17 protein-coding genes are annotated in these 18,411 nt (G+C 69.6%); 10 read left to right on the top strand and 7 right to left on the bottom strand.

Annotated features, from left to right (window positions below):
* The first annotated feature begins 85 nt into the window (after positions 1-85).
* Complete coding sequence (locus ACIQGV_RS11395) at positions 86-2,809, top strand: transglycosylase domain-containing protein (protein ID WP_402493306.1); 2,724 nt, start codon at positions 86-88, stop codon at positions 2,807-2,809.
* Between the two features lie 103 nt (positions 2,810-2,912).
* Positions 2,913-4,433 carry a glycosyltransferase family 87 protein gene (locus ACIQGV_RS11390; protein WP_402494103.1) on the top strand — a complete coding sequence of 507 codons (1,521 nt, stop codon included), beginning with the start codon at positions 2,913-2,915 and terminating at the stop codon, positions 4,431-4,433.
* Positions 4,434-4,545: 112 nt separating this feature from the next.
* On the opposite strand, the gene ACIQGV_RS11385 is transcribed toward ACIQGV_RS11390, so the two are convergent.
* The 3 genes from ACIQGV_RS11385 to ACIQGV_RS11375 form a co-directional block, all read right to left on the bottom strand.
* The gene (locus ACIQGV_RS11385) at positions 4,546-5,577 is read right to left on the bottom strand and encodes an alanine racemase (protein WP_402493305.1); all 1,032 of its coding nucleotides are present in this window, start codon (positions 5,575-5,577) and stop codon (positions 4,546-4,548) included.
* Between the two features lie 119 nt (positions 5,578-5,696).
* Complete coding sequence (femX, locus tag ACIQGV_RS11380) at positions 5,697-6,818, bottom strand: peptidoglycan bridge formation glycyltransferase FemX (RefSeq protein WP_402493303.1); 1,122 nt, start codon at positions 6,816-6,818, stop codon at positions 5,697-5,699.
* 292 nt (positions 6,819-7,110) lie between these two features.
* A complete protein-coding gene (locus ACIQGV_RS11375; RefSeq protein WP_402493301.1) occupies positions 7,111-7,419 on the bottom strand; it encodes a hypothetical protein in 309 nt (102 codons plus the stop codon).
* Between the two features lie 276 nt (positions 7,420-7,695).
* Here ACIQGV_RS11375 and rpsF point away from each other — a divergent pair, with 276 nt between their 5' ends.
* The 4 genes from rpsF (at position 7,696) to rplI (ending at position 9,420) form a co-directional block, all read left to right on the top strand.
* On the top strand, positions 7,696-7,986 hold the full coding sequence (gene rpsF / locus ACIQGV_RS11370; RefSeq protein ID WP_402493300.1) for a 30S ribosomal protein S6: 291 nt from the start codon (positions 7,696-7,698) through the stop codon (positions 7,984-7,986).
* 77 nt (positions 7,987-8,063) lie between these two features.
* A complete protein-coding gene (locus ACIQGV_RS11365) occupies positions 8,064-8,660 on the top strand; it encodes a single-stranded DNA-binding protein (RefSeq protein WP_402493298.1) in 597 nt (198 codons plus the stop codon).
* Positions 8,661-8,718: 58 nt separating this feature from the next.
* A complete protein-coding gene (gene rpsR, locus ACIQGV_RS11360; protein ID WP_003949403.1) occupies positions 8,719-8,955 on the top strand; it encodes a 30S ribosomal protein S18 in 237 nt (78 codons plus the stop codon).
* A gap of 18 nt (positions 8,956-8,973) precedes the next feature.
* The gene (gene rplI / locus ACIQGV_RS11355; RefSeq protein ID WP_402493296.1) at positions 8,974-9,420 is read left to right on the top strand and encodes a 50S ribosomal protein L9; all 447 of its coding nucleotides are present in this window, start codon (positions 8,974-8,976) and stop codon (positions 9,418-9,420) included.
* Between the two features lie 108 nt (positions 9,421-9,528).
* On the opposite strand, the gene ACIQGV_RS11350 is transcribed toward rplI, so the two are convergent.
* Positions 9,529-10,866: an MATE family efflux transporter gene (locus ACIQGV_RS11350; RefSeq protein ID WP_402493295.1), complete on the bottom strand. Its 1,338-nt coding sequence runs from the start codon at positions 10,864-10,866 to the stop codon at positions 9,529-9,531.
* Positions 10,867-11,325: 459 nt separating this feature from the next.
* On the opposite strand from ACIQGV_RS11350, the gene dnaB reads away from it, so the two are divergent.
* Positions 11,326-12,792, top strand: a complete 1,467-nt coding sequence (dnaB, locus tag ACIQGV_RS11345) for a replicative DNA helicase (RefSeq protein ID WP_402493294.1) — start codon at positions 11,326-11,328, stop codon at positions 12,790-12,792.
* 71 nt (positions 12,793-12,863) lie between these two features.
* The gene (locus ACIQGV_RS11340; RefSeq protein WP_402493292.1) at positions 12,864-14,249 is read left to right on the top strand and encodes a serine hydrolase domain-containing protein; all 1,386 of its coding nucleotides are present in this window, start codon (positions 12,864-12,866) and stop codon (positions 14,247-14,249) included.
* 104 nt (positions 14,250-14,353) lie between these two features.
* On the opposite strand, the gene ACIQGV_RS11335 is transcribed toward ACIQGV_RS11340, so the two are convergent.
* Complete coding sequence (locus ACIQGV_RS11335; RefSeq protein WP_402493290.1) at positions 14,354-14,806, bottom strand: GNAT family N-acetyltransferase; 453 nt, start codon at positions 14,804-14,806, stop codon at positions 14,354-14,356.
* 9 nt (positions 14,807-14,815) lie between these two features.
* Positions 14,816-15,274, bottom strand: coding sequence for a MarR family winged helix-turn-helix transcriptional regulator (locus ACIQGV_RS11330; protein WP_402493288.1), 459 nt, complete (start codon positions 15,272-15,274; stop codon positions 14,816-14,818).
* Between the two features lie 138 nt (positions 15,275-15,412).
* On the opposite strand from ACIQGV_RS11330, the gene ACIQGV_RS11325 reads away from it, so the two are divergent.
* A complete protein-coding gene (locus ACIQGV_RS11325) occupies positions 15,413-16,621 on the top strand; it encodes an MFS transporter (protein ID WP_402493286.1) in 1,209 nt (402 codons plus the stop codon).
* A gap of 67 nt (positions 16,622-16,688) precedes the next feature.
* Here the strand turns inward: ACIQGV_RS11325 and ACIQGV_RS11320 are convergent, their stop codons facing one another.
* Positions 16,689-17,555 (bottom strand): GNAT family N-acetyltransferase, encoded by an 867-nt coding sequence (locus tag ACIQGV_RS11320; protein ID WP_402493284.1) that lies wholly within the window; start codon positions 17,553-17,555, stop codon positions 16,689-16,691.
* 211 nt (positions 17,556-17,766) lie between these two features.
* Between ACIQGV_RS11320 and ACIQGV_RS11315 the strand changes: the two genes are divergently transcribed.
* Positions 17,767-18,402 carry an HAD family hydrolase gene (locus ACIQGV_RS11315; RefSeq protein ID WP_402493282.1) on the top strand — a complete coding sequence of 212 codons (636 nt, stop codon included), beginning with the start codon at positions 17,767-17,769 and terminating at the stop codon, positions 18,400-18,402.
* Positions 18,403-18,411 lie beyond the last annotated feature (9 nt).

The raw sequence follows: 18,411 nt of genomic DNA, 5'->3' as shown, positions 1-18,411 counted from the left end.
ACCGCGTCCGTACTTCGGGGGGACCGGAAATCAGCCGCCGCTTCCAGGCGCGCATAGGTGCGCCTGCCCGAGGAGTAGTCGTTCGATGAGCGAGCACCGTCGCAAACCGCAGCAGCCGCAGGGAGGCGGGCGTGCCGCGGACAGACGCGGCCAGTCCGGCGAGCCCTCCGGCCGCCGAGCGGCACCGCGAGGCGCCACCGGGTCTCCCTCCGATGCGTACGGGACGGGAGGCGGGGAGCCTCTGTACGGCAGCCGGGCCGAGGCCCGCCGTGCTGCCCAGCGCGGCGGGGGTACCGCCGGACGCCGCCGCGCGCCCGAGCCGGGCGGCGGCCGACGAGGCGTCCCGGGAGGTCCCGGCCGCGGCCGCGCACTGGCCGCCGACCCCGGCCGCAGGCGCATCATCGACTACCCGCGCGCGGGCAAGGACGGCTGGCGGCGCTGGACGCCGTCCTGGAAGCTCGTCTCCGGCCTCAGCCTTGCCTTCCTCGGCAGCATGGTCGCCATCGCGGGCGTCGGCTACGCCCTGGTGAGCGTCCCGAACGTGCAGCTGACGGCCACGGCGCAGAACAACGTCTACTACTGGTCCGACGGCAGCGAGATGGTGGCCACGGGCGGCGAGACGAACCGGCAGATCATCAATCTGTCGCAGATCCCCGAGGAGATGCAGAACGCCGTCATCTCCCAGGAGAACAAGACGTTCCGCACCGACAGCGGCATCGACCCCAAGGGCATCGCCCGCGCCATGTTCAACATGGCCCGGGGCGGCGACACCCAGGGCGGCTCCACGATCACCCAGCAGTACGTGAAGAACGCGATGCTGGACGACCAGTCCCAGACGGTCTCCCGGAAGTTCAAGGAGCTGTTCGTCTCCATCAAGGTGGGCACCTCGGTCACCAAGGACGAGATCATGGAGGGCTACCTCAACTCCGCCTACTACGGCCGCAACGCCTACGGCATCCAGGCGGCGGCCCGGGCGTACTTCAACAAGGAGGCCGTCGACCTCGACGCCGGCGAGTGCGCCTTCCTGGCGGCCACGCTCAAGGGCGCCACGTACTTCGACCCGGCGGGCGCGACCAACATCGACCCCGCCGCCCGGCCGGAGGACAACCAGCGTCGCGCCCTGCGCCAGATGCAGGACACGCTCGACAAGATGGTCGAGTACGGCCACCTGGACCCCGCCGAGCGCGCCAAGTACACCGAGCTGCCGAAGACGCAGAACCCGCGCTTCAACACCGCGCTGAGCGGCCAGACCGGTTATCTCGTCGACCTCGCCAACGGCTACATCGTCAGCCACAGCGAAGAGACCGGGATCAGCCAGAACGATCTGCAGCGGGGCGGCTACTCGATCTACACGACCTTCGACAAGAAGAAGGTCAACGCCCTGGAAGCCGCGGTCAAGAAGGTCCGCAAGGAGAACATCGACCCCAAGAAGCGCCCGACGAAGGACACGCACGTCCAGTTCGGCGGCGCCTCCGTGGACCCGGCGACCGGTGCCATCAAGGCCATCTACGGCGGCACGGACGCCACCACCCACTTCACCAACAACGCCGACGAGACCGGCGCCCAGGTCGGTTCGACGTTCAAGCCGTTCGTCCTCGCGGCGGCGATGACGTGGGGCGTCCGGGACCCCGAGGGCCCCGAGACGCAGCCGCAGGACGAGCGCACCGTGGTGTCCCCGAAGAGCCTCTACAGCGGCCAGAACGACCTCAAGATCAAAAACTATGACGGGTCGGTCTGGACGAACGAGGAGGGCAAGGAGTGGCTCCAGGAGAACGACGGCCGGGAGTCGGTGGGCGATGCGCCCGACTACCAGATCGACCTGCGTGAGGCGATGCGCCAGTCGGTGAACTCCGCCTTCGTGCAGCTCGGCATGGACGTCGGCCTGGACAAGGTGAAGGAGGCCGCGGTCAACGCGGGCCTGCGCGAGTCCAGCCTGGCCGGTACCGGATTCCCCTCCTTCTCCATCGGCATCTCCGACCCCAGCGCCATCCGCATGGCCGGCTCGTACGCCACCTTCGCGGCCAGCGGCAAGCAGCGCGAGCCGTTCTCGGTGCAGAAGGTCACCAGCAAGGACGGCACCGTCTTCACGCACGAGACGGAGACGGAGCAGGCATTCACCTCGAAGGTCGCCGACAACGTCACGGACGTGCTGAAGACCGTGGTCGAGGAGGGCACCGGTACCAACGCGGCGCTGCCCGACCGCGAGGTGGCGGGCAAGACCGGTACCACCGACGACAACAAGTCGGCCTGGTTCGTGGGCTACACGCCGCAGCTGTCCACCGCGATCACCATGTTCCGGTACCCGGACGACGAGAAGATCAAGAACCGTACGTTCCTTCCGATGTACGGGACCGGTGACCAGGACTCGATCCACGGTGCCTCGTTCCCCTCGGAGATCTGGCACGACTACATGGCCCAGGCGCTGAAGGGACAGCCCGCGAAGAAGTTCCCGGAGCCCGAGCCCATCGGCGAGATCGTCAACGCCGAGCCGTCCCCGACGCCCACCCCGTCGCCTTCGGAGACGGAGGAAGAGGAGGAGAGCCCGACTCCGACTCCGACGCCCACCCCGACCAAGCCGACTCCGACGCCCACGCCGACCGAGACCTGCACCAACTGGTGGAAGTGTGACGACGACACGACCACGGGCGGGGGCACCGACACCGGTGGCACGGACACCGGAGGCGGCAGCACCGACGGAGGCGTGACACCGTCGCCGACGGCCTCGCCCACCGACACCAGCACCGGCGGCAACGGAAACGGCAACGGGAACGGCTCCGGCGGAGGCATCTTCGAAGGCACGACCGGCTAGCGCCGTTTTCGCCCGGCACGGGTGTTTCACGTGAAACACCGAGGGCCGCCGCACCCACCCGGGTACGGCGGCCCTCGGTGTTTTCCCAGGCATGTACGGCAGGATGTGCCCCATGCCCAGTGCAGAAGGAACGCAAGCGAGCGCGCGCCGCCCTGACCGGGTGCCGCCGACCCGGGCCGACGCGGTCGCGGCGAACGGCAGCGAACTGATCGGCGGACCCATCGGGCGGCACGCCCTGTTCGGGACGTCCTGGTGGACGCCCGTACGGATCATCGCGCTCGTGGCGATCGGCGTGTTCGCCCTCGGGCTGGTCCAGAAAGCCCCCTGCTACAACGGGGCCTGGTTCTTCGGCGCCAGCTCGCAGTACACCCACGCCTGCTACTCCGACATCCCGCACCTCTACAACGGGCGTGGTTTCGCGGACGGGCTGGTGCCGTACTTCGACCGGCTGCCCGGTGACATGGAGTACCTCGAATACCCGGTGCTCACCGGTGTGTTCATGGAGGTGGCCGCCTGGCTGACGCCCGGCAGCGGCAGCATCCAGGACCAGGAGCAGTGGTACTGGATGGTCAACGCCGGGATGCTGATGGCGTGCGCGGCGGTCATCGCCGTCTGCGTCACCCGCACCCACGCGCGCCGGCCCTGGGACGGTCTGCTGGTCGCCCTGGCGCCCGCCTTCGCCCTCACCGCCACCATCAACTGGGACCTGCTGGCGGTCGCTCTGACGGCCTCGGCGATGCTGATGTGGTCCCGGGGGCGGCCCTTCGCCTTCGGCATCCTGCTGGGGCTCGCCACGGCCGCCAAGCTGTACCCGTTCCTGCTGCTCGGGCCGTTGCTCGTGCTGTGCTGGCGGGCCGGGAAATGGCGGGACTTCGGCACGGCGCTCGCCGCCGCCTCCGGTGCCTGGGTGGTGGTGAACCTGCCGGTGATGGTCTTCGCCTTCGACGGGTGGTCGAAGTTCTACACCTTCAGCCAGGAGCGCGGCGTCGACTTCGGTTCCTTCTGGCTGATCATGGCCCAGAACTCCAAGGACCCGCTGAGCACCGAGACCGTCAACACGCTCGCCACGCTGCTGATGCTGCTGTCCTGCGCGGGCGTCGCCGCGCTCGCGCTGACCGCTCCGCGGCGTCCCCGCTTCGCCCAGCTGGCGTTCCTGATCGTCGCGGCGTTCATCCTCACCAACAAGGTCTACTCGCCGCAGTACGTGCTCTGGCTGGTGCCGCTGGCCGTACTCGCCCGGCCCAGGTGGCGCGACTTCCTCGTCTGGCAGACCTGCGAGGTCGCCTACTTCCTCGGCATCTGGTTCTACCTCGCCTACACCACCAGCGGTGAGGCCCACCGGGGTCTGCCGACCGACGGCTACCACTGGGCGATCGGCGTGCATCTGGCGGGGACGCTGTATCTGTGCGCCGTGGTCGTCCGCGACATCCTCATGCCGGAGCGGGACGTGGTGCGCCGGGACGGCGACGACGACCCCTCGGGCGGCGTCCTCGACGAGGCACCGGACGTCTTCGCCCTCGGCCCCGCGGCCCGTCCCCGGAGGCACGCTGCACGCTTCGAGGGCCCGCAGGTGGAATGGGGCACCACCCCGGGCGCGAGCGCCCCGAAGGGCAGTTCGCTCTGAGCGAACAAGATGGGGCGCGGTCCCGCGCGAACTGGGCACGGTGACACGAAAGGCCGTACACGAAGACTCCGTGTACGGCCTTTCACCTGCTTGCGGGAGCGCCCCGCGGGGCTCAGCGGTCCAGGATCCGGTCGAACTGCGTGGTGGTGTGCCGAAGGTGGGCCACCAGTTCGTCGCCCACCTTCGGCTCGGGGGCGTCGGACGGCACGAACAGGATCGAGACCTGCATGTGCGGCGGCTCGGCGAACCAGCGCTGCTTGCCGCCCCAGACGAACGGGGACAGGTTCCGGTTGACCGTGGCCAGGCCGGCCCGTGCGACGCCCTTGGCGCGCGGCATGACGCCGTGCAGCGCCTTCGGGGCCTCCAGGCCCACCCCGTGCGACGTGCCGCCCGCCACGACGACCAGGAAGCCGTCCGAGGCCGCCTTCTGCTGGCGGTAGCCGAACCGGTCGCCCTTGGTCACCCGGGTGACGTCCAGGACCGCGCCGCGGTACTCGGTCGCCTCGTGGTCCCCCAGCCACAGCCGTGTGCCGATCCGGGCGCGGAAACGGGTCTGCGGGAACTGCTGCTGGAGCCTGGCCAGTTCGTCGGCCTTGAGATGACTCACGAACATCGTGTGCAGCGGCAGCCGGGCGGCCCGCAGCCGGTCCATCCAGCCGATGACCTCCTCGACGGCGTCCGAGCCGTCCGTGCGGTCCAGCGGCAGATGGATCGCGAAGCCCTCCAGGCGGACGTTCTCTATGGCGGAGTGCAGCTGCGGCAGGTCCTGCTCGCTGATGCCGTGCCGCTTCATGGAGGACATCACCTCGATGACCACCCGAGCGCCCACCAGGCCGTACACGCCGTCGACCGACGACACCGAGCGGATGACCCGGTCCGGCAGCGGCACCGGCTCCTCGCCGCGCCGGTACGGCGTCAGCACCAGCAGATCACCGCCGAACCAGTCCTTGATGCGCGCGGCCTCGTACGTCGTGCCGACGGCGAGGATGTCGGAACCGAGCCGCGTGGCCTCCTCCGCCAGCCGCTCGTGCCCGAAGCCGTAGCCGTTGCCCTTGCAGACCGGCACGAGCCCCGGGAACTGATCCTGCACGTGCTTGTGGTGCGCACGCCAGCGCGCGGTGTCGACGTAGAGCGTGAGCGCCATGGCCGGACCTGGAACCTTTCTCGTGGCTGGGGTGTATCAGAGGTATGGGAACTGACGACGGTACCGAAGTCCGTGACGTCCGGTCGGCTGCGCGACGGATGTCAGGGGCAACTCCTGGGTCAGCGGCGCGACATGTAGATGTCGAGAGCCTTGTGCAGCAGCTTGTTCAGCGGGAAGTCCCACTCGCCGAGGTACTCGGCGGCCTGACCGCCCGTGCCCACCTTGAACTGGATCAGACCGAAGAGGTGGTCGGACTCGTCCAGGGAGTCGGAGATGCCGCGCAGGTCGTAGACGCTCGCGCCCAGCGCGTAGGCGTCGCGCAGCATCCGCCACTGCATCGCGTTCGAGGGCCGGACCTCACGGCCGATGTTGTCGGAGGCGCCGTAGGAGTACCAGACGTGCCCGCCGACGATCAGCATGGTCGCCGCGGACAGGTTCACACCGTTGTGACGGGCGAAGTACAGCCGCATCCGGTTGGGGTCCTCGGTGTTGAGGGCCGACCACATGCGCTGGAAGTACGACAGCGGGCGGGGCCGGAAGTGGTCGCGCACCGCGGTGATCTCGTACAGCCGCTGCCATTCCTCGAGGTCGTGGTAGCCGCCCTGGACGACCTCGACACCGGCCTTCTCGGCCTTCTTGATGTTGCGGCGCCACAGCTGGTTGAAGTTCTTGTGGACCTCTTCCAGGGAGCGGTTGGCCAGCGGCACCTGGTAGACGTAGCGGGGCTGCACGTCGCCGAAGCCGGCGCCGCCGTCCTCGCCCTGCTGCCAGCCCATGCGGCGCAGCTTGTCGGCCACCTCGAAGGCGCGCGGCTCGATGAAGTCGGCCTCGATGTCCCGCAGGCGCTTCACGTCCGGGTTCTGGATGCCCTGCTTGATGGAGTTGGCCTCCCAGCGCCGGATGATCACCGGCGGGCCCATCTTCACGGAGAACGCGCCCTGCTGCTTGAGGTGGGCCAGCATCGGCTGGATCCAGTCGTCGAGGTTCGGGGCGAACCAGTTGATGACCGGGCCCTCGGGCAGATAGGCGAGGTAGCGCTTGATCTTGGGCAGCTGCCGGTAGAGGACCAGACCCGCGCCGACCATCTCGCCGGTCCGCTCGTCGAACCAGCCGAGGTTCTCCGAGCGCCACTCGGCCTTGACGTCTGCCCATGCGGGGACCTGCATGTGACTGGCCGCCGGCAGGCTCTGGATGTATGCCAGATGCTGCTCGCGGCTGATGGTCCTCAGGGTCAGGCTCATGTCGGGGCGCTCCTCGGGCTGGTGTGTCCCCATGGGTACAGGGGCTCCGGCTCTCGCGCCGAAGCCTACTGCGCCCGGCGAGCGGCCCGACTGGCGCGTACGGCACCTTTGCCCCGGCAGCAGGGCCTGTCCGTCCGCCCCTCTCCTCCCCCGGGGCGGGCGGGTGCGGCCACCGCCGCACCCGCCACGGCCGTCGTGAGGGGCCCGCCCCTCGGGCGCACGGCACCCCGGGGCGGGTCCTCCGGGACCCGACGGGTGGGTGCCCGTCGGGTCCCGGAAGCGCCGGCGGCGGTCAGAAACCGCCGAACAGGCCGCCGTGGGCCATGCCGAGGAAGAAGCCGACGGCGGAGGCACCGAGGCCCAGGATCAGCCCGAAGCGCTCACGGGTGGTCTCGGAGATCCACTGTCCGTAGGCGCCGGTGAAGATCCCCACCAGACCGGTCCAGGAGCTGAGCAGATGGAGGCTGTGGAACATCGCCGTGATGAAGGAGACCGCCCCGAGCACCAGGGTCACGGCCATCAGCGTGTCCTGGAGCGGATGGGGCCTGCCGTCAGTGGCGAGGAGAGATCCGGCGGTGTTGGGTCGCAATGCTTGTGCCATGTGGCACCTCCTGCGGAAAACGGCGCATCGTAGCGCCATACACACCCGATGTGTACAGATTGAGGGTCGTGGGGGCCTGATTTCAACCGGAAGCGGGTGTGCGGGTACTCTGTACCGTCTGCACCGGTGTCTGCCCAGGCCGCGGCCGGGATCTCCCCGCGAGACCCCCGATTGTCAGTGGCGGCTGTTTTACTGACAGGCATTGGTGCGTACGCATCACAACCCTCCTGCCACGGAACGACCGTGGCCGCTGAGTCCAAAGGAGGTGGGTTCCACATGCGTCACTACGAGGTGATGGTGATCCTCGACCCCGAGGTCGAGGAGCGCTCTGTCTCCCCGCTGATCGAGAACTTCCTTTCTGTCGTCCGTGACGGCGGCGGAAAGGTCGAGAAGGTCGACACCTGGGGCCGTCGTCGTCTCGCGTACGAGATCAAGAAGAAGCCCGAGGGCATCTACTCGGTCATCGACCTGCAGGCCGAGCCTGCGGTCGTCAAGGAGCTCGACCGCCAGATGAACCTGAACGAGTCGGTCCTCCGGACCAAGGTCCTCCGTCCCGAGACCCACTGAGCTCTCCCGCTCAGCTGATCTCGGGCCACGAGTAGTACCGCAAGCAGCCCGCAGCAAACCCGCCGAGAGGTTCCCCCATGGCAGGCGAGACCGTCATCACGGTCGTCGGCAACCTTGTCGATGACCCCGAGCTGCGCTTCACCCCCTCCGGTGCGGCGGTCGCGAAGTTCCGTGTCGCGTCCACTCCCCGCACCTTCGACCGTCAGACGAACGAGTGGAAGGACGGCGAGAGCCTGTTCCTGACCTGCTCGGTCTGGCGTCAGGCGGCGGAGCACGTCGCCGAATCGCTCCAGCGAGGCATGCGCGTGATCGTGCAGGGCCGGTTGAAGCAGCGGTCCTACGAGGACCGTGAGGGTGTCAAGCGCACGGTCTTCGAGCTGGACGTCGAGGAAGTCGGCCCCAGCCTGCGCAACGCCACGGCCAAGGTCACCAAGACCGCCGGCCGCGGTGGCCAGGGCGGTGGCGGCGGCTTCGGCGGCGGTGGTGGCGGCGCCCAGGGTGGCGGCGGCTGGGGCGGCGGCTCCGGCGGCGGCCAGCAGCAGGGCGGCGGCGCTCCCGCCGACGACCCGTGGGCGACCGGCGCTCCTGCCGGCGGCGGCCAGCAGCAGGGCGGCGGTGGCTGGGGCGGAGGCTCCGGCAACGGCGGCGGCTACTCGGACGAGCCCCCCTTCTAGACCCTCGGGTCAGGGGCGGGCCCGCACCCACACTTCTTGATCACACAGGAGAAACACCATGGCGAAGCCGCCTGTGCGCAAGCCTAAGAAGAAGGTCTGCGCTTTCTGCAAGGACAAGGTCACGTACGTGGACTACAAGGACACGAACATGCTGCGGAAGTTCATTTCCGACCGCGGCAAGATCCGTGCCCGCCGCGTGACCGGCAACTGCACGCAGCATCAGCGTGACGTCGCCACGGCCGTCAAGAACAGCCGTGAGATGGCGCTGCTGCCCTACACCTCCACTGCGCGCTAAGGGAAGGGTGACCGAAACATGAAGATCATCCTCACCCACGAGGTCTCCGGCCTCGGTGCCGCCGGCGATGTCGTCGACGTCAAGGACGGCTACGCCCGCAACTACCTGATCCCGCGGAAGTTCGCGATCCGCTGGACCAAGGGCGGCGAGAAGGACGTCGAGCAGATCCGTCGTGCTCGCAAGATCCACGAGATCCAGACCATCGAGCAGGCCAACTCCGTCAAGGCCCAGCTCGAGGGCGTGAAGGTCCGTCTGGCCGTTCGCTCCGGCGACGCCGGCCGTCTCTTCGGCTCCGTCACCCCGGCCGACGTCGCTTCCGCGATCAAGGCCGCCGGTGGTCCCGAGGTCGACAAGCGCCGCATCGAGATCGGTTCGCCGATCAAGACCCTGGGCGCCCACGAGACGTCCGTGCGTCTGCACCCCGAGGTTGCCGCCAAGGTCAACGTCGAGGTCGTCGCGGCCTGATCGCCGCGTCCCGGCTCGAAGAGCTGACAGGAAGGGGCCGTACCCGCCAGGGTACGGCCCCTTCCGCATGAGGACGGTGCCCCGCTCTCGCACGGAGCCGGGGAAAGGTCAGCGCGTCGCGCCGGTGACCGTCCAGAGGCCCGAGCGGGTGCGCAGCCACAGGGTCGCCATACGCAGCACCATCATCAGCGTCATGGCGCCCCACAGAGCGGTGAGACCACCGCCCAGCACGGGCACGAGCAGCGCGACCGGGGTGAAGACCGCCAGCGTCACCAGCATCGCCCAGGCGAGATACGGGCCGTCGCCGGCACCCATGAGCACACCGTCGAGGGTGAAGACCACACCGCACACGGGCTGGGACAACGCCACCACGATCAGCGCGGGCAGCGCGGTGTCCGTCACGGTGGAGTCGCCGGTGAACAGCGGCAGGAACACCGGCCGCGCGGCGATCACCAGGACGCCGAGCACGATCCCGACCCCGATGCCCCACTCCACCATCCGGCGGCAGGCGTCACGGGCGCCCCGGGCGTCACCGGCGCCGAGGTGGCGGCCGATGATGGCCTGTCCGGCGATCGCGATGGCGTCGAGGGCGAAGGCGAGCAGGCTCCACAGGGACAGGATGATCTGATGGGCGGCGACCTCTGCGTCGCCCAGCCGGGCCGCCACGGCGGTGGCGATCATCAGGATCGCCCGCAGCGAGAGCGTGCGCACCAGCAGCGGGACACCCGCGTGCGCGGAAGCCTTGATCCCGGCGAGATCGGGACGCAGGGAGGCGCCGTGCCGGCGGGCCCCGCGGACCACCACCCAGAGATAGGCGGCGGCCATTCCCCATTGGGCGGCGACCGTGCCCCAGGCGGATCCTGCGATGCCGAGGCCGGCGCCGTGGACGAGCGCCACGTTGAGGGCGGCGTTGGCCACGAAACCGGCGACGGCGACGTAGAGGGGAGTCCTGGTGTCCTGCAGACCGCGGAGCACTCCGGTGGCGGCGAGCACGACGAGCATGGCCGGTATGCCCAGGGCGGAGATCTTCAGGTAGACGGTGGCGGAGGGAGCGGCGGTCGGGGAGGCGCCGAAGAGATCGACGAGGGATCCCGCGGCGGGGAGGACGACGGCTATGACGCCGGCTCCGAGCAGCAGAGCGAGCCAGACGCCGTCCATGCCCTGGCGGACAGCGGCCTGGAGATCGCCCGCGCCGACCCGGCGGGCGACGGCGGCGGTGGTGGCGTAGGCGAGGAAGACGAAGACGCTGACGGCTGTGCCGAGGAGGGCGGAGGCGATGCCGAGCCCGGCCAGCTGCGGAGTGCCCAGGTGACCCACGATCGCGCTGTCGGCCAGGAGGAAGAGAGGCTCGGCGACGAGCGCGCCGAAGGCCGGGACGGCCAGCGCGAGGATCTCTCGATCGTGCTGTCGCCGGGTGGCCCTGGGGGGCGCGGGAGCCTGTGTCATGAGGCTCAATGTAATCGTCCACAGGTAAGAGATGCAAAGCCTTTTAGACCCTTACTGGTCGTCACTGTGGGTGTGCTTGCCCACAGTGCTCGGGTCGATCTTGCGCCGACTGGGAAAGTTTTTCTTCTGCACAGCCGGTGGATGGTAAAGATGCAGGTCAGCGGCGTCCGTGTGGAGACTGTGGGGGCTTGTTCACAGGGCTGTCCACCGGGTCGTGCACAGGTTTCGCGGAGTTCTCCACAGCATCTGGGCCGTCGTCCACATGCCCTGTGGATAACCAGATTGGCTGTCGCTGCCCGGGGGCCTACCGTGGTCCGGCGCCCGCTCCGTCCGTCGGCCGTGGAAACGCCATAAAACCGACGCGCCATCAACGGAGTCGGGCTCCTCGATTTGTCAGTGCCGTGCCGTAGAAAGAGGGGCATGGCGAGGTCCGCTCGGCGGACGGGAGGAGGTGGCTCGGTGAGCATTTCCGAGCCCTTGGACGACCCGTGGGCCGACAGCGGGCCGGGTGATCGCCTGCCGGTCTCCCGCGGTCGCGGCGACCAGTCGCGCGGTCGCGAGGAGCGGCACGACCGCGGTGAGTGGGAGGGCGGAGGCTCCGCCTTCGAGCGGGTGCCGCCCCAGGACCTCAACGCCGAGCAGTCGGTTCTCGGCGGCATGCTCCTGTCCAAGGACGCCATCGCCGACGTCGTGGAGATCCTCAAGGGCCACGACTTCTACAAGCCCGCCCACGAAACGATCTATCAGGCGATCCTCGACGTCTACGCCAAGGGCGAGCCGGCCGACCCGATCACCATCGCCGCCGAGCTCACCAAGCGCGGCGAGATCAACAAGGTCGGCGGCGCATCGTATCTGCACACCCTCGTCCAGACGGTGCCCACGGCCGCCAACGCCGAGTACTACGCGGAGATCGTCCATGAGCGGGCGGTCCTGCGGCGCCTGGTCGAGGCAGGCACTCGCATCACCCAGATGGGATACGCGGCCGACGACGACGTCGACGAGATCGTCAACCGGGCCCAGGCGGAGATCTACGCCGTCACCGAGCAGCGCACCAGTGAGGACTACCTGCCGCTCGGCGACATCATGGAGGGCGCGCTCGACGAGATCGAGGCGATCGGCTCGCGCAGCGGTGAGATGACCGGTGTGCCCACGGGCTTCACCGACCTGGACTCGCTCACCAATGGTCTGCATCCGGGCCAGATGATCGTCATCGCCGCGCGTCCCGCCATGGGCAAGTCCACCCTCGCGCTGGACTTCGCCCGCGCCGCGTCGATCAAGCACAACCTGCCCAGCGTCATCTTCTCCCTCGAAATGGGCCGCAACGAGATCGCGATGCGTCTGCTGTCCGCCGAGGCCCGTGTCGCCCTGCACCACATGCGCTCGGGCACGATGACGGACGATGACTGGACCCGCCTGGCGCGGCGGATGCCCGAGGTGTCCTCGGCGCCGCTCTACATCGACGACTCCCCCAACCTGTCGATGATGGAGATCCGCGCGAAGTGCCGCCGACTGAAGCAGCGCAGCGACATCAAGCTCGTGATCATCGACTATCTCCAGCTGATGCAGTCCGGCGGCTCCAAGCGCTCCGAGAGCCGTCAGCAGGAGGTCTCGGACATGTCCCGTAACCTCAAGCTCCTGGCCAAGGAGCTGGAGGTCCCGGTGATCGCCCTGTCGCAGCTCAACCGTGGTCCCGAGCAGCGCACGGACAAGAAGCCGATGGTGTCCGACCTGCGTGAGTCCGGCTCCATCGAGCAGGACGCCGACATGGTGATCCTGCTGCACCGCGAGGACGCCTACGAGAAGGAGTCGCCGCGCGCGGGCGAGGCCGACATCATCGTGGGCAAGCACCGTAACGGCCCCACCGCGACCATCACGGTGGCCTTCCAGGGCCATTACTCGCGCTTCGTGGACATGGCACAGACCTGATCCACGGTGCCCTCGCCGCCCAGGACGAAATGGGCTCGACGGGACGGCCCGCGGCAGGTGGACTGGGGGGCATGACACCACCGCAGGAAGACCTGCTCCCCGCCACCCGCCGTGCCCTGCTGCACCGCATCGCCGTCGCGCAGTCCGAGGGCCGGACCCCGTCCCTCGTGGCGGCGGTGGTCCGCGGCGGACGAGCCGTGTGGCACGGGGCGAGGACGTCCGTCGACGGCCACGGCCCGGACGAGCAGGTGCAGTACCGGATCGGCTCGATCACCAAGACCTTCACCGCGGTACTCGTCCTGCGGTTGCGCGACGAGGGAGCGCTCGACCTCGGCGACCCGCTGGAGAAGCATCTGCCGGGCACCGGGGCCGGAGAGGCCACGATCCGTGAACTGCTCGCCCACACCGGTGGTCTGGCCGCCGAGTCGCCGGCGCCGTGGTGGGAGCGCACCCCGGGGTCGCTGCGCCCTGAGCTCTCCGACGTGCTGGGGGAGCGGCCCCTCCTCCACCCGGCGGGGCGGCGTTTCCACTACTCCAACCCCGGCTACACCCTGCTCGGCGCGCTCGTCGAGAAGCTGCGCGCAGCGCCCTGGGAGGACGTGCTCCGGCGTGAGGTGCTGGAACCGCTCGGTCTCGCCCGTACCGGTGGCCGGCCGCAGGCCCCGCACGCGGGCGGCTGGGCGGTGCATCCCTGGGCCGACGTGATGATGCCCGAACCTCTGGAGGATCTCGGCCGGATGGCCCCGGCGGGTCAGCTCTGGTCCACCACCGGCGACCTGGCCCGTTTCGCGGCCTTCCTGGCACGCGGCGACGAGCGGGTGCTGAGCGCGGAGAGCCTTCAGGAGATGCGGACTCCCGCGGCTCCGGCCGAGCCGGCCGATCTGGCGGACGGGGCCGCGTACGGGCTCGGGCTGCAGATCCAGCACCGCGACGGCAGGCTGCTCGTCGGCCACTCGGGATCGCTGCCCGGCTTCCTGGCGAACCTCGTGATCAGCGTGGCGGACGATGTGGCGGCCGTGGTCCTCGCCAACTGCACCTCTGGCCCGCTGCTTTCGTCCGTGGGAGCCGATCTCGTCCGCATCGTCGCCGAGGCCGAGCCCCGTCTCCCCGAGCCGTGGCGGCCGTTGCGGGAGGCCGATGCGGCCCCGCTGGAGCTGGCCGGACAGTGGTACTGGGGCACCAACGGTTTCGGGCTGAGGCTGACCGCCGACGGGCTGCTCTCCTTGGGGCCGCTGTCCGGAGTGGGCCGCCGCTCACGGTTCCGGGCGAACGGCGACGGCACCTGGACCGGGCTGGAGGGCTACTTCGCCGGGGAGATCCTGCGCGCCGTGCGCCGGGCGGACGGATCCGTGAGCCATCTGGATGTGGGCTCGTTCGTCTTCACCCGCACGCCCTACGACGAGACGGCCGATGTGCCCGGCGGGGTGGACCCGGACGGCTGGCGGGGGATCGGCTGAGGCCGGAAGAACCCCCGCGCCGGGACGGACGGGAGGAGGGGCTGTGTTTCACGTGGAACGACGCGGACCACGGCCCCTCGGCACAGCCGGCCGGAACTCTGTCGTCAGAGCTGGAGCTTGAAGCCCACATGGGAGGCGGTGAAGCCGAGCCGCTCGTAGAAGCGGTGGGCGTCGGTACGGGTCGCGTCCGAGGTCAGCTGGACCAGTCGGCAGTCCTGGCGGCGGGATTCGTCGACCGCCCACTCGATGAGCAGCGTCCCCAGCCCGCTGCCCCGCTCGTCGGCGTGGACACGGACGCCCTCGATGATCGACCTGGTGGAGCCGCGCCGGGAGAGCCCGGGAACGATCGTGAGCTGGAGCGTGCCGACGACGCTGCCCTCGCGCACCGCCACGACGAGACGCTGATGGGGGTCGGACGCGAGCCGTTCGAACGCCGTCAGATACGGGGTCAGGTCGTCCGGTGACTCGCGCCGGGCTCCCAGCGGGTCGTCCGCGAGCATGGCGACGATCGCGGGGATGTCCTCGGGCGCGGCCCGCCTTATCTCAAGATCTCCCATGACCGCACCCTACGCGGGCACCTTCAGCGACTCCACGACGCGTACCAGGGGGGTCAGTTCGGGGTTCCTGGCAGCCTCGTCGAGCGCCTCGCGCAGGGCGGTGTCGTTGGTCGGCCGCGCCTCCTCCAGCAGCTGGAGACCGGCCTCGGTGACGTTGGTGTAGATGCCGCGCCGGTCCGTGGGGCACAGATAGCGCTCCAGGAGCCCGCGGTCCTCCAGGCGGGTGACCAGCCGGGTGGTGGCGCTCTGGCTGAGGACGACCGCGTCCGCCACCTGCTTCATCTGAAGATGGCCGCCTTCGCCGTCGTGCTGGCGGCTGAGCACGTCCAGCAGGGAGTACTCCCGCACGCTCAGGTCGTGCCCGGTCTGCAGGGCGCGCTCGATGTGGGCCTCGATCCTGCCGTGCAGCAGGGAGAGGGCGCACCAGCCCTGGGAGAGGGCGGTGAGCGCGGGGTCCGTCGCTGTCATGGGCGTTTCCTCCTCCAGGAGCGGCTGCATCCAGAGTAGAGCACCGGCGCAATAGCCAGCTCTTGCAATTATTAGGCGTCTGCAATTATTGTTGAAGCACGTAAGACGCACATGCAAACATCTGGGAAGGTGTACTCCATGCCTCTCGCGCTCCTGGCCCTGGCGATCGGGGCCTTCGGGATCGGCACGACCGAGTTTGTGATCATGGGCCTGCTGCCCGAGGTCGCGAGCGACTTCGGGGTCTCCATCCCCACAGCCGGTTTCCTCGTGACCGGCTACGCGCTGGGTGTGATGCTCGGCGCCCCGCTCATGACGGTGCTCGGCACCAAGATCTCGCGCAAGCGGATGCTGATGGTCCTGATGGGCCTGTTCGTCGTCGGCAACCTGCTCTCCGCACTGGCGCCGGCCTTCTCCCTGATGCTGGCCGGACGCGTGGTGGCCTCGCTGGCCCACGGAGCCTTCTTCGGCATCGGCGCGGTCGTCGCCGCCGAGCTGGTCGCGCCGGACCGGAAGGCCGGCGCCATCGCGATGATGTTCACCGGTCTGACGGTCGCCAATGTCGTCGGTGTCCCGCTCGGCACCCTCGTCGGACAGTCCCTCGGCTGGCGGGTCACCTTCGCCGTCGTCGCCGCCCTCGGCGTGATCGGTCTCGTCGGCATCGCCCGGCTGGTGCCGGACCTGCCCAGGCAGGAGGGCGTCCGACTGCGCCACGAACTGGCCGCCTTCAAGAACGTGCAGGTACTGCTCGCCATGGCGATGACCGTTCTCGGCTTCGGCGGTGTCTTCGCGGCCATCACCTACATCGCGCCGATGATGACCCAGGTGGCGGGCTTCGCCGAGGGCTCGGTGACCTGGCTGCTGGTCCTGTTCGGGCTGGGCATGGTCGGTGGCAACCTTGTCGGCGGCCGGTTCGCCGACCGGGCCCTGATGCCCATGCTGTACGTCTCGCTCGGCGCCCTCGCCGTTGTCCTCGCCCTGTTCACGCTGACCGCGCACGACAAGGTCCTGGCCGCCGTCTCGATCACCCTGATCGGCGCCCTCGGCTTCGCCACCGTGCCGCCTCTGCAGAAGCGCGTCCTGGACCAGGCGCACGGGGCGCCCACCCTGGCCTCGGCCGTCAACATCGGCGCCTTCAATCTGGGCAACGCTCTGGCCGCCTGGCTCGGCGGGCTGGTCATCGCGGCCGGCCTCGGTTACACCGCCCCGAACTGGGTGGGGGCCGTCCTCGCCGCGGCGGCCCTGGTCCTCGCTGTCCTCTCCGCCGCCCTGGAGCGCCGCGGCAGCTCCCGCAGCACGGTGGTCACGGGGGCCGCGCCCGTGAAGGAGCAGGCCGTGCTGCGCGGCTGATCCGTTCCCGCACACGTCAGGAGCGCCCGTCCCGGCCAGGGGACCGGCGCTTCTCGCGCGGATGCGGTCAGCCCGCGGCCACCGTCAGCGGGGCGAACCTCCGGCTCCAGTCGCCGGGCAGTTCCCCGATCCCGTACGTCATGACCGAGTTGAAGGCGACCGACGTCAGGCCGCGCTCCTTGACCCAGCCGATCAGCTCCGTGTGCCGTACGTCGATGTCGGTGCGCAGGGGGCGGTCGGTGCGGGCGGCGAGCGAGCTGATGAGAGCCTTCGCCGTGTCCGTGTCCCGGGCGATCAGCGGTCCCACGACATGGGTATCCATGTTGGGCCAGGCGGCGGCGTAGCCGATGATCCGGCCGCCCTCCTCGGCGACATGCAGCAGATCCGCGAAGGCCGGGAGCCGCGTGATCATCTGGGTGCGGTCGGCGCCGAACACCGGCTCGTCGAGCCGCAGCAGCGAGGTGACGTCCTCGGCGGTGGCTGCCCGGGTGGGGACGGCGGGCGTCTCGCCGTCAGGGCTGAAGCGCCCGCGCAGCATCTCTGCCTGCCCGGTGACCTTGAAGCCCAGCTCCTCGTAGAGCGGACGTCCGCCGGGCGTCGCGTGCAGCGTCAGGGGCGTGGTGTCCATGGCTGCGACGACGTGCCGCATCAGCCGGCGGCCCACCCCCTGGCGGGCGTACCGCTCCGCCACCAGAACCATTCCGATGGCCGCGAGATCGGGGCGGTCCTGCGGGCCGTACTGCGTGACGACGCAGGCGCTCAGCAGTCCGCCGTCGGGGGCGTCGATGCCGTACCCCCTCCCGGCCGTGAGGAGAAGGCCCCACTTGTGCTCCTCGCGTGGCCACCCCCTGTTCTCGGACAAGTCGGCGCAGGCGGTGAGATCGCGGAGCGTCAGACGGCGGATGGGGAGAGAGGAGAGGGAAGGTGTCGGCACGCAGGTCAGGCTGTCCGACAGTGGCCCCTGGCGTCCACCTGTTTGGGTCGAGACACAGGCTCTTTTGGCCACGCTGTGGCACACCCCACGGCGGGCCGACGGATATGCCGTGTTTCACGTGAAACGGCGGCGAACACCGGGCGACGAGGAGACCGCCGCAGGGCGGACGCCCCGGCCACCCCGAGCGGCGGCCCCGCTAGCCTCAGGGCTCATGGCACGCCTTCATCTCTTCGACCTGGACGGCACCCTGCTGCACGGCACGAGCGCTCCGCGGGAGATCTCCCGTCAGCTCGGGCTGGAGACGGAGGCGGTGGCCCTGGACCGGGAAATCTCCGCGGGGCTCATCGGGCCCCCGGAGTACGCGGTGCGTGTGCACGCCCTCTGGGCGAATCTGACCGAAGAGCATGTGGCCGCCGCTTTCGACGGCGCGCCGTGGCTGGAGCGCATCCGTGAGGTGTGGGCCGAGATCAGGAGCCGGGGCGAGTACTGCGCCGTCGTCTCGCTGTCGCCGTCGTTCTTCGTGGAACGGCTCACCGGCTGGGGTGCCCACGCCGCCCATGGCTCTGTCTTTCCCGCCGTGCCGTTCGCCGAGCCCGTGGATCCAGCCGGAGTGCTCAGTGCGGCGGCCAAGGTCCTGGTCGCCGACCGGCTGTGCGCGCAGTTCGGGGTGAGCAGATCCGACTGCGTCGCGTACGGCGACTCCCTGTCGGACAAGGAGCTGTTCGCGGCGGTGCCGACCTCCGTCGCGGTCAACGCGGACGGCCATCTGGCGGGCCTGGCCACCCACGCGTACACGGGCCTGGACCTGTGGGACGCCTATGCGCTGGTCAAGGACGCACGCCTGTAGAGGAGCGGG

This window comes from Streptomyces sp. NPDC093094, from assembly GCF_044754345.1.
GTDB lineage: Bacteria > Actinomycetota > Actinomycetes > Streptomycetales > Streptomycetaceae > Streptomyces.
This window is presented reverse-complemented; position numbering and strand designations above follow the sequence as displayed.

What these genes read in the sequence shown, in the direction of transcription:
- ACIQGV_RS11340 (WP_402493292.1), top strand. Translation starts at nt 12,864, where the DNA reads ATGACACCACCGCAGGAAGACCTGCTCCCCGCCACCCGCCGTGCCCTG.
- ACIQGV_RS11365 (WP_402493298.1), top strand. Translation starts at nt 8,064, where the DNA reads ATGGCAGGCGAGACCGTCATCACGGTCGTCGGCAACCTTGTCGATGAC.
- ACIQGV_RS11350 (WP_402493295.1), bottom strand. Translation starts at nt 10,866, where the DNA reads ATGACACAGGCTCCCGCGCCCCCCAGGGCCACCCGGCGACAGCACGAT.
- rpsR (WP_003949403.1), top strand. Translation starts at nt 8,719, where the DNA reads ATGGCGAAGCCGCCTGTGCGCAAGCCTAAGAAGAAGGTCTGCGCTTTC.
- rpsF (WP_402493300.1), top strand. Translation starts at nt 7,696, where the DNA reads ATGCGTCACTACGAGGTGATGGTGATCCTCGACCCCGAGGTCGAGGAG.
- ACIQGV_RS11335 (WP_402493290.1), bottom strand. Translation starts at nt 14,806, where the DNA reads ATGGGAGATCTTGAGATAAGGCGGGCCGCGCCCGAGGACATCCCCGCG.
- ACIQGV_RS11315 (WP_402493282.1), top strand. Translation starts at nt 17,767, where the DNA reads ATGGCACGCCTTCATCTCTTCGACCTGGACGGCACCCTGCTGCACGGC.
- ACIQGV_RS11330 (WP_402493288.1), bottom strand. Translation starts at nt 15,274, where the DNA reads ATGACAGCGACGGACCCCGCGCTCACCGCCCTCTCCCAGGGCTGGTGC.
- femX (WP_402493303.1), bottom strand. Translation starts at nt 6,818, where the DNA reads ATGAGCCTGACCCTGAGGACCATCAGCCGCGAGCAGCATCTGGCATAC.
- rplI (WP_402493296.1), top strand. Translation starts at nt 8,974, where the DNA reads ATGAAGATCATCCTCACCCACGAGGTCTCCGGCCTCGGTGCCGCCGGC.
- ACIQGV_RS11375 (WP_402493301.1), bottom strand. Translation starts at nt 7,419, where the DNA reads ATGGCACAAGCATTGCGACCCAACACCGCCGGATCTCTCCTCGCCACT.
- ACIQGV_RS11325 (WP_402493286.1), top strand. Translation starts at nt 15,413, where the DNA reads ATGCCTCTCGCGCTCCTGGCCCTGGCGATCGGGGCCTTCGGGATCGGC.
- ACIQGV_RS11390 (WP_402494103.1), top strand. Translation starts at nt 2,913, where the DNA reads ATGTGCCCCATGCCCAGTGCAGAAGGAACGCAAGCGAGCGCGCGCCGC.
- ACIQGV_RS11395 (WP_402493306.1), top strand. Translation starts at nt 86, where the DNA reads ATGAGCGAGCACCGTCGCAAACCGCAGCAGCCGCAGGGAGGCGGGCGT.
- ACIQGV_RS11385 (WP_402493305.1), bottom strand. Translation starts at nt 5,577, where the DNA reads ATGGCGCTCACGCTCTACGTCGACACCGCGCGCTGGCGTGCGCACCAC.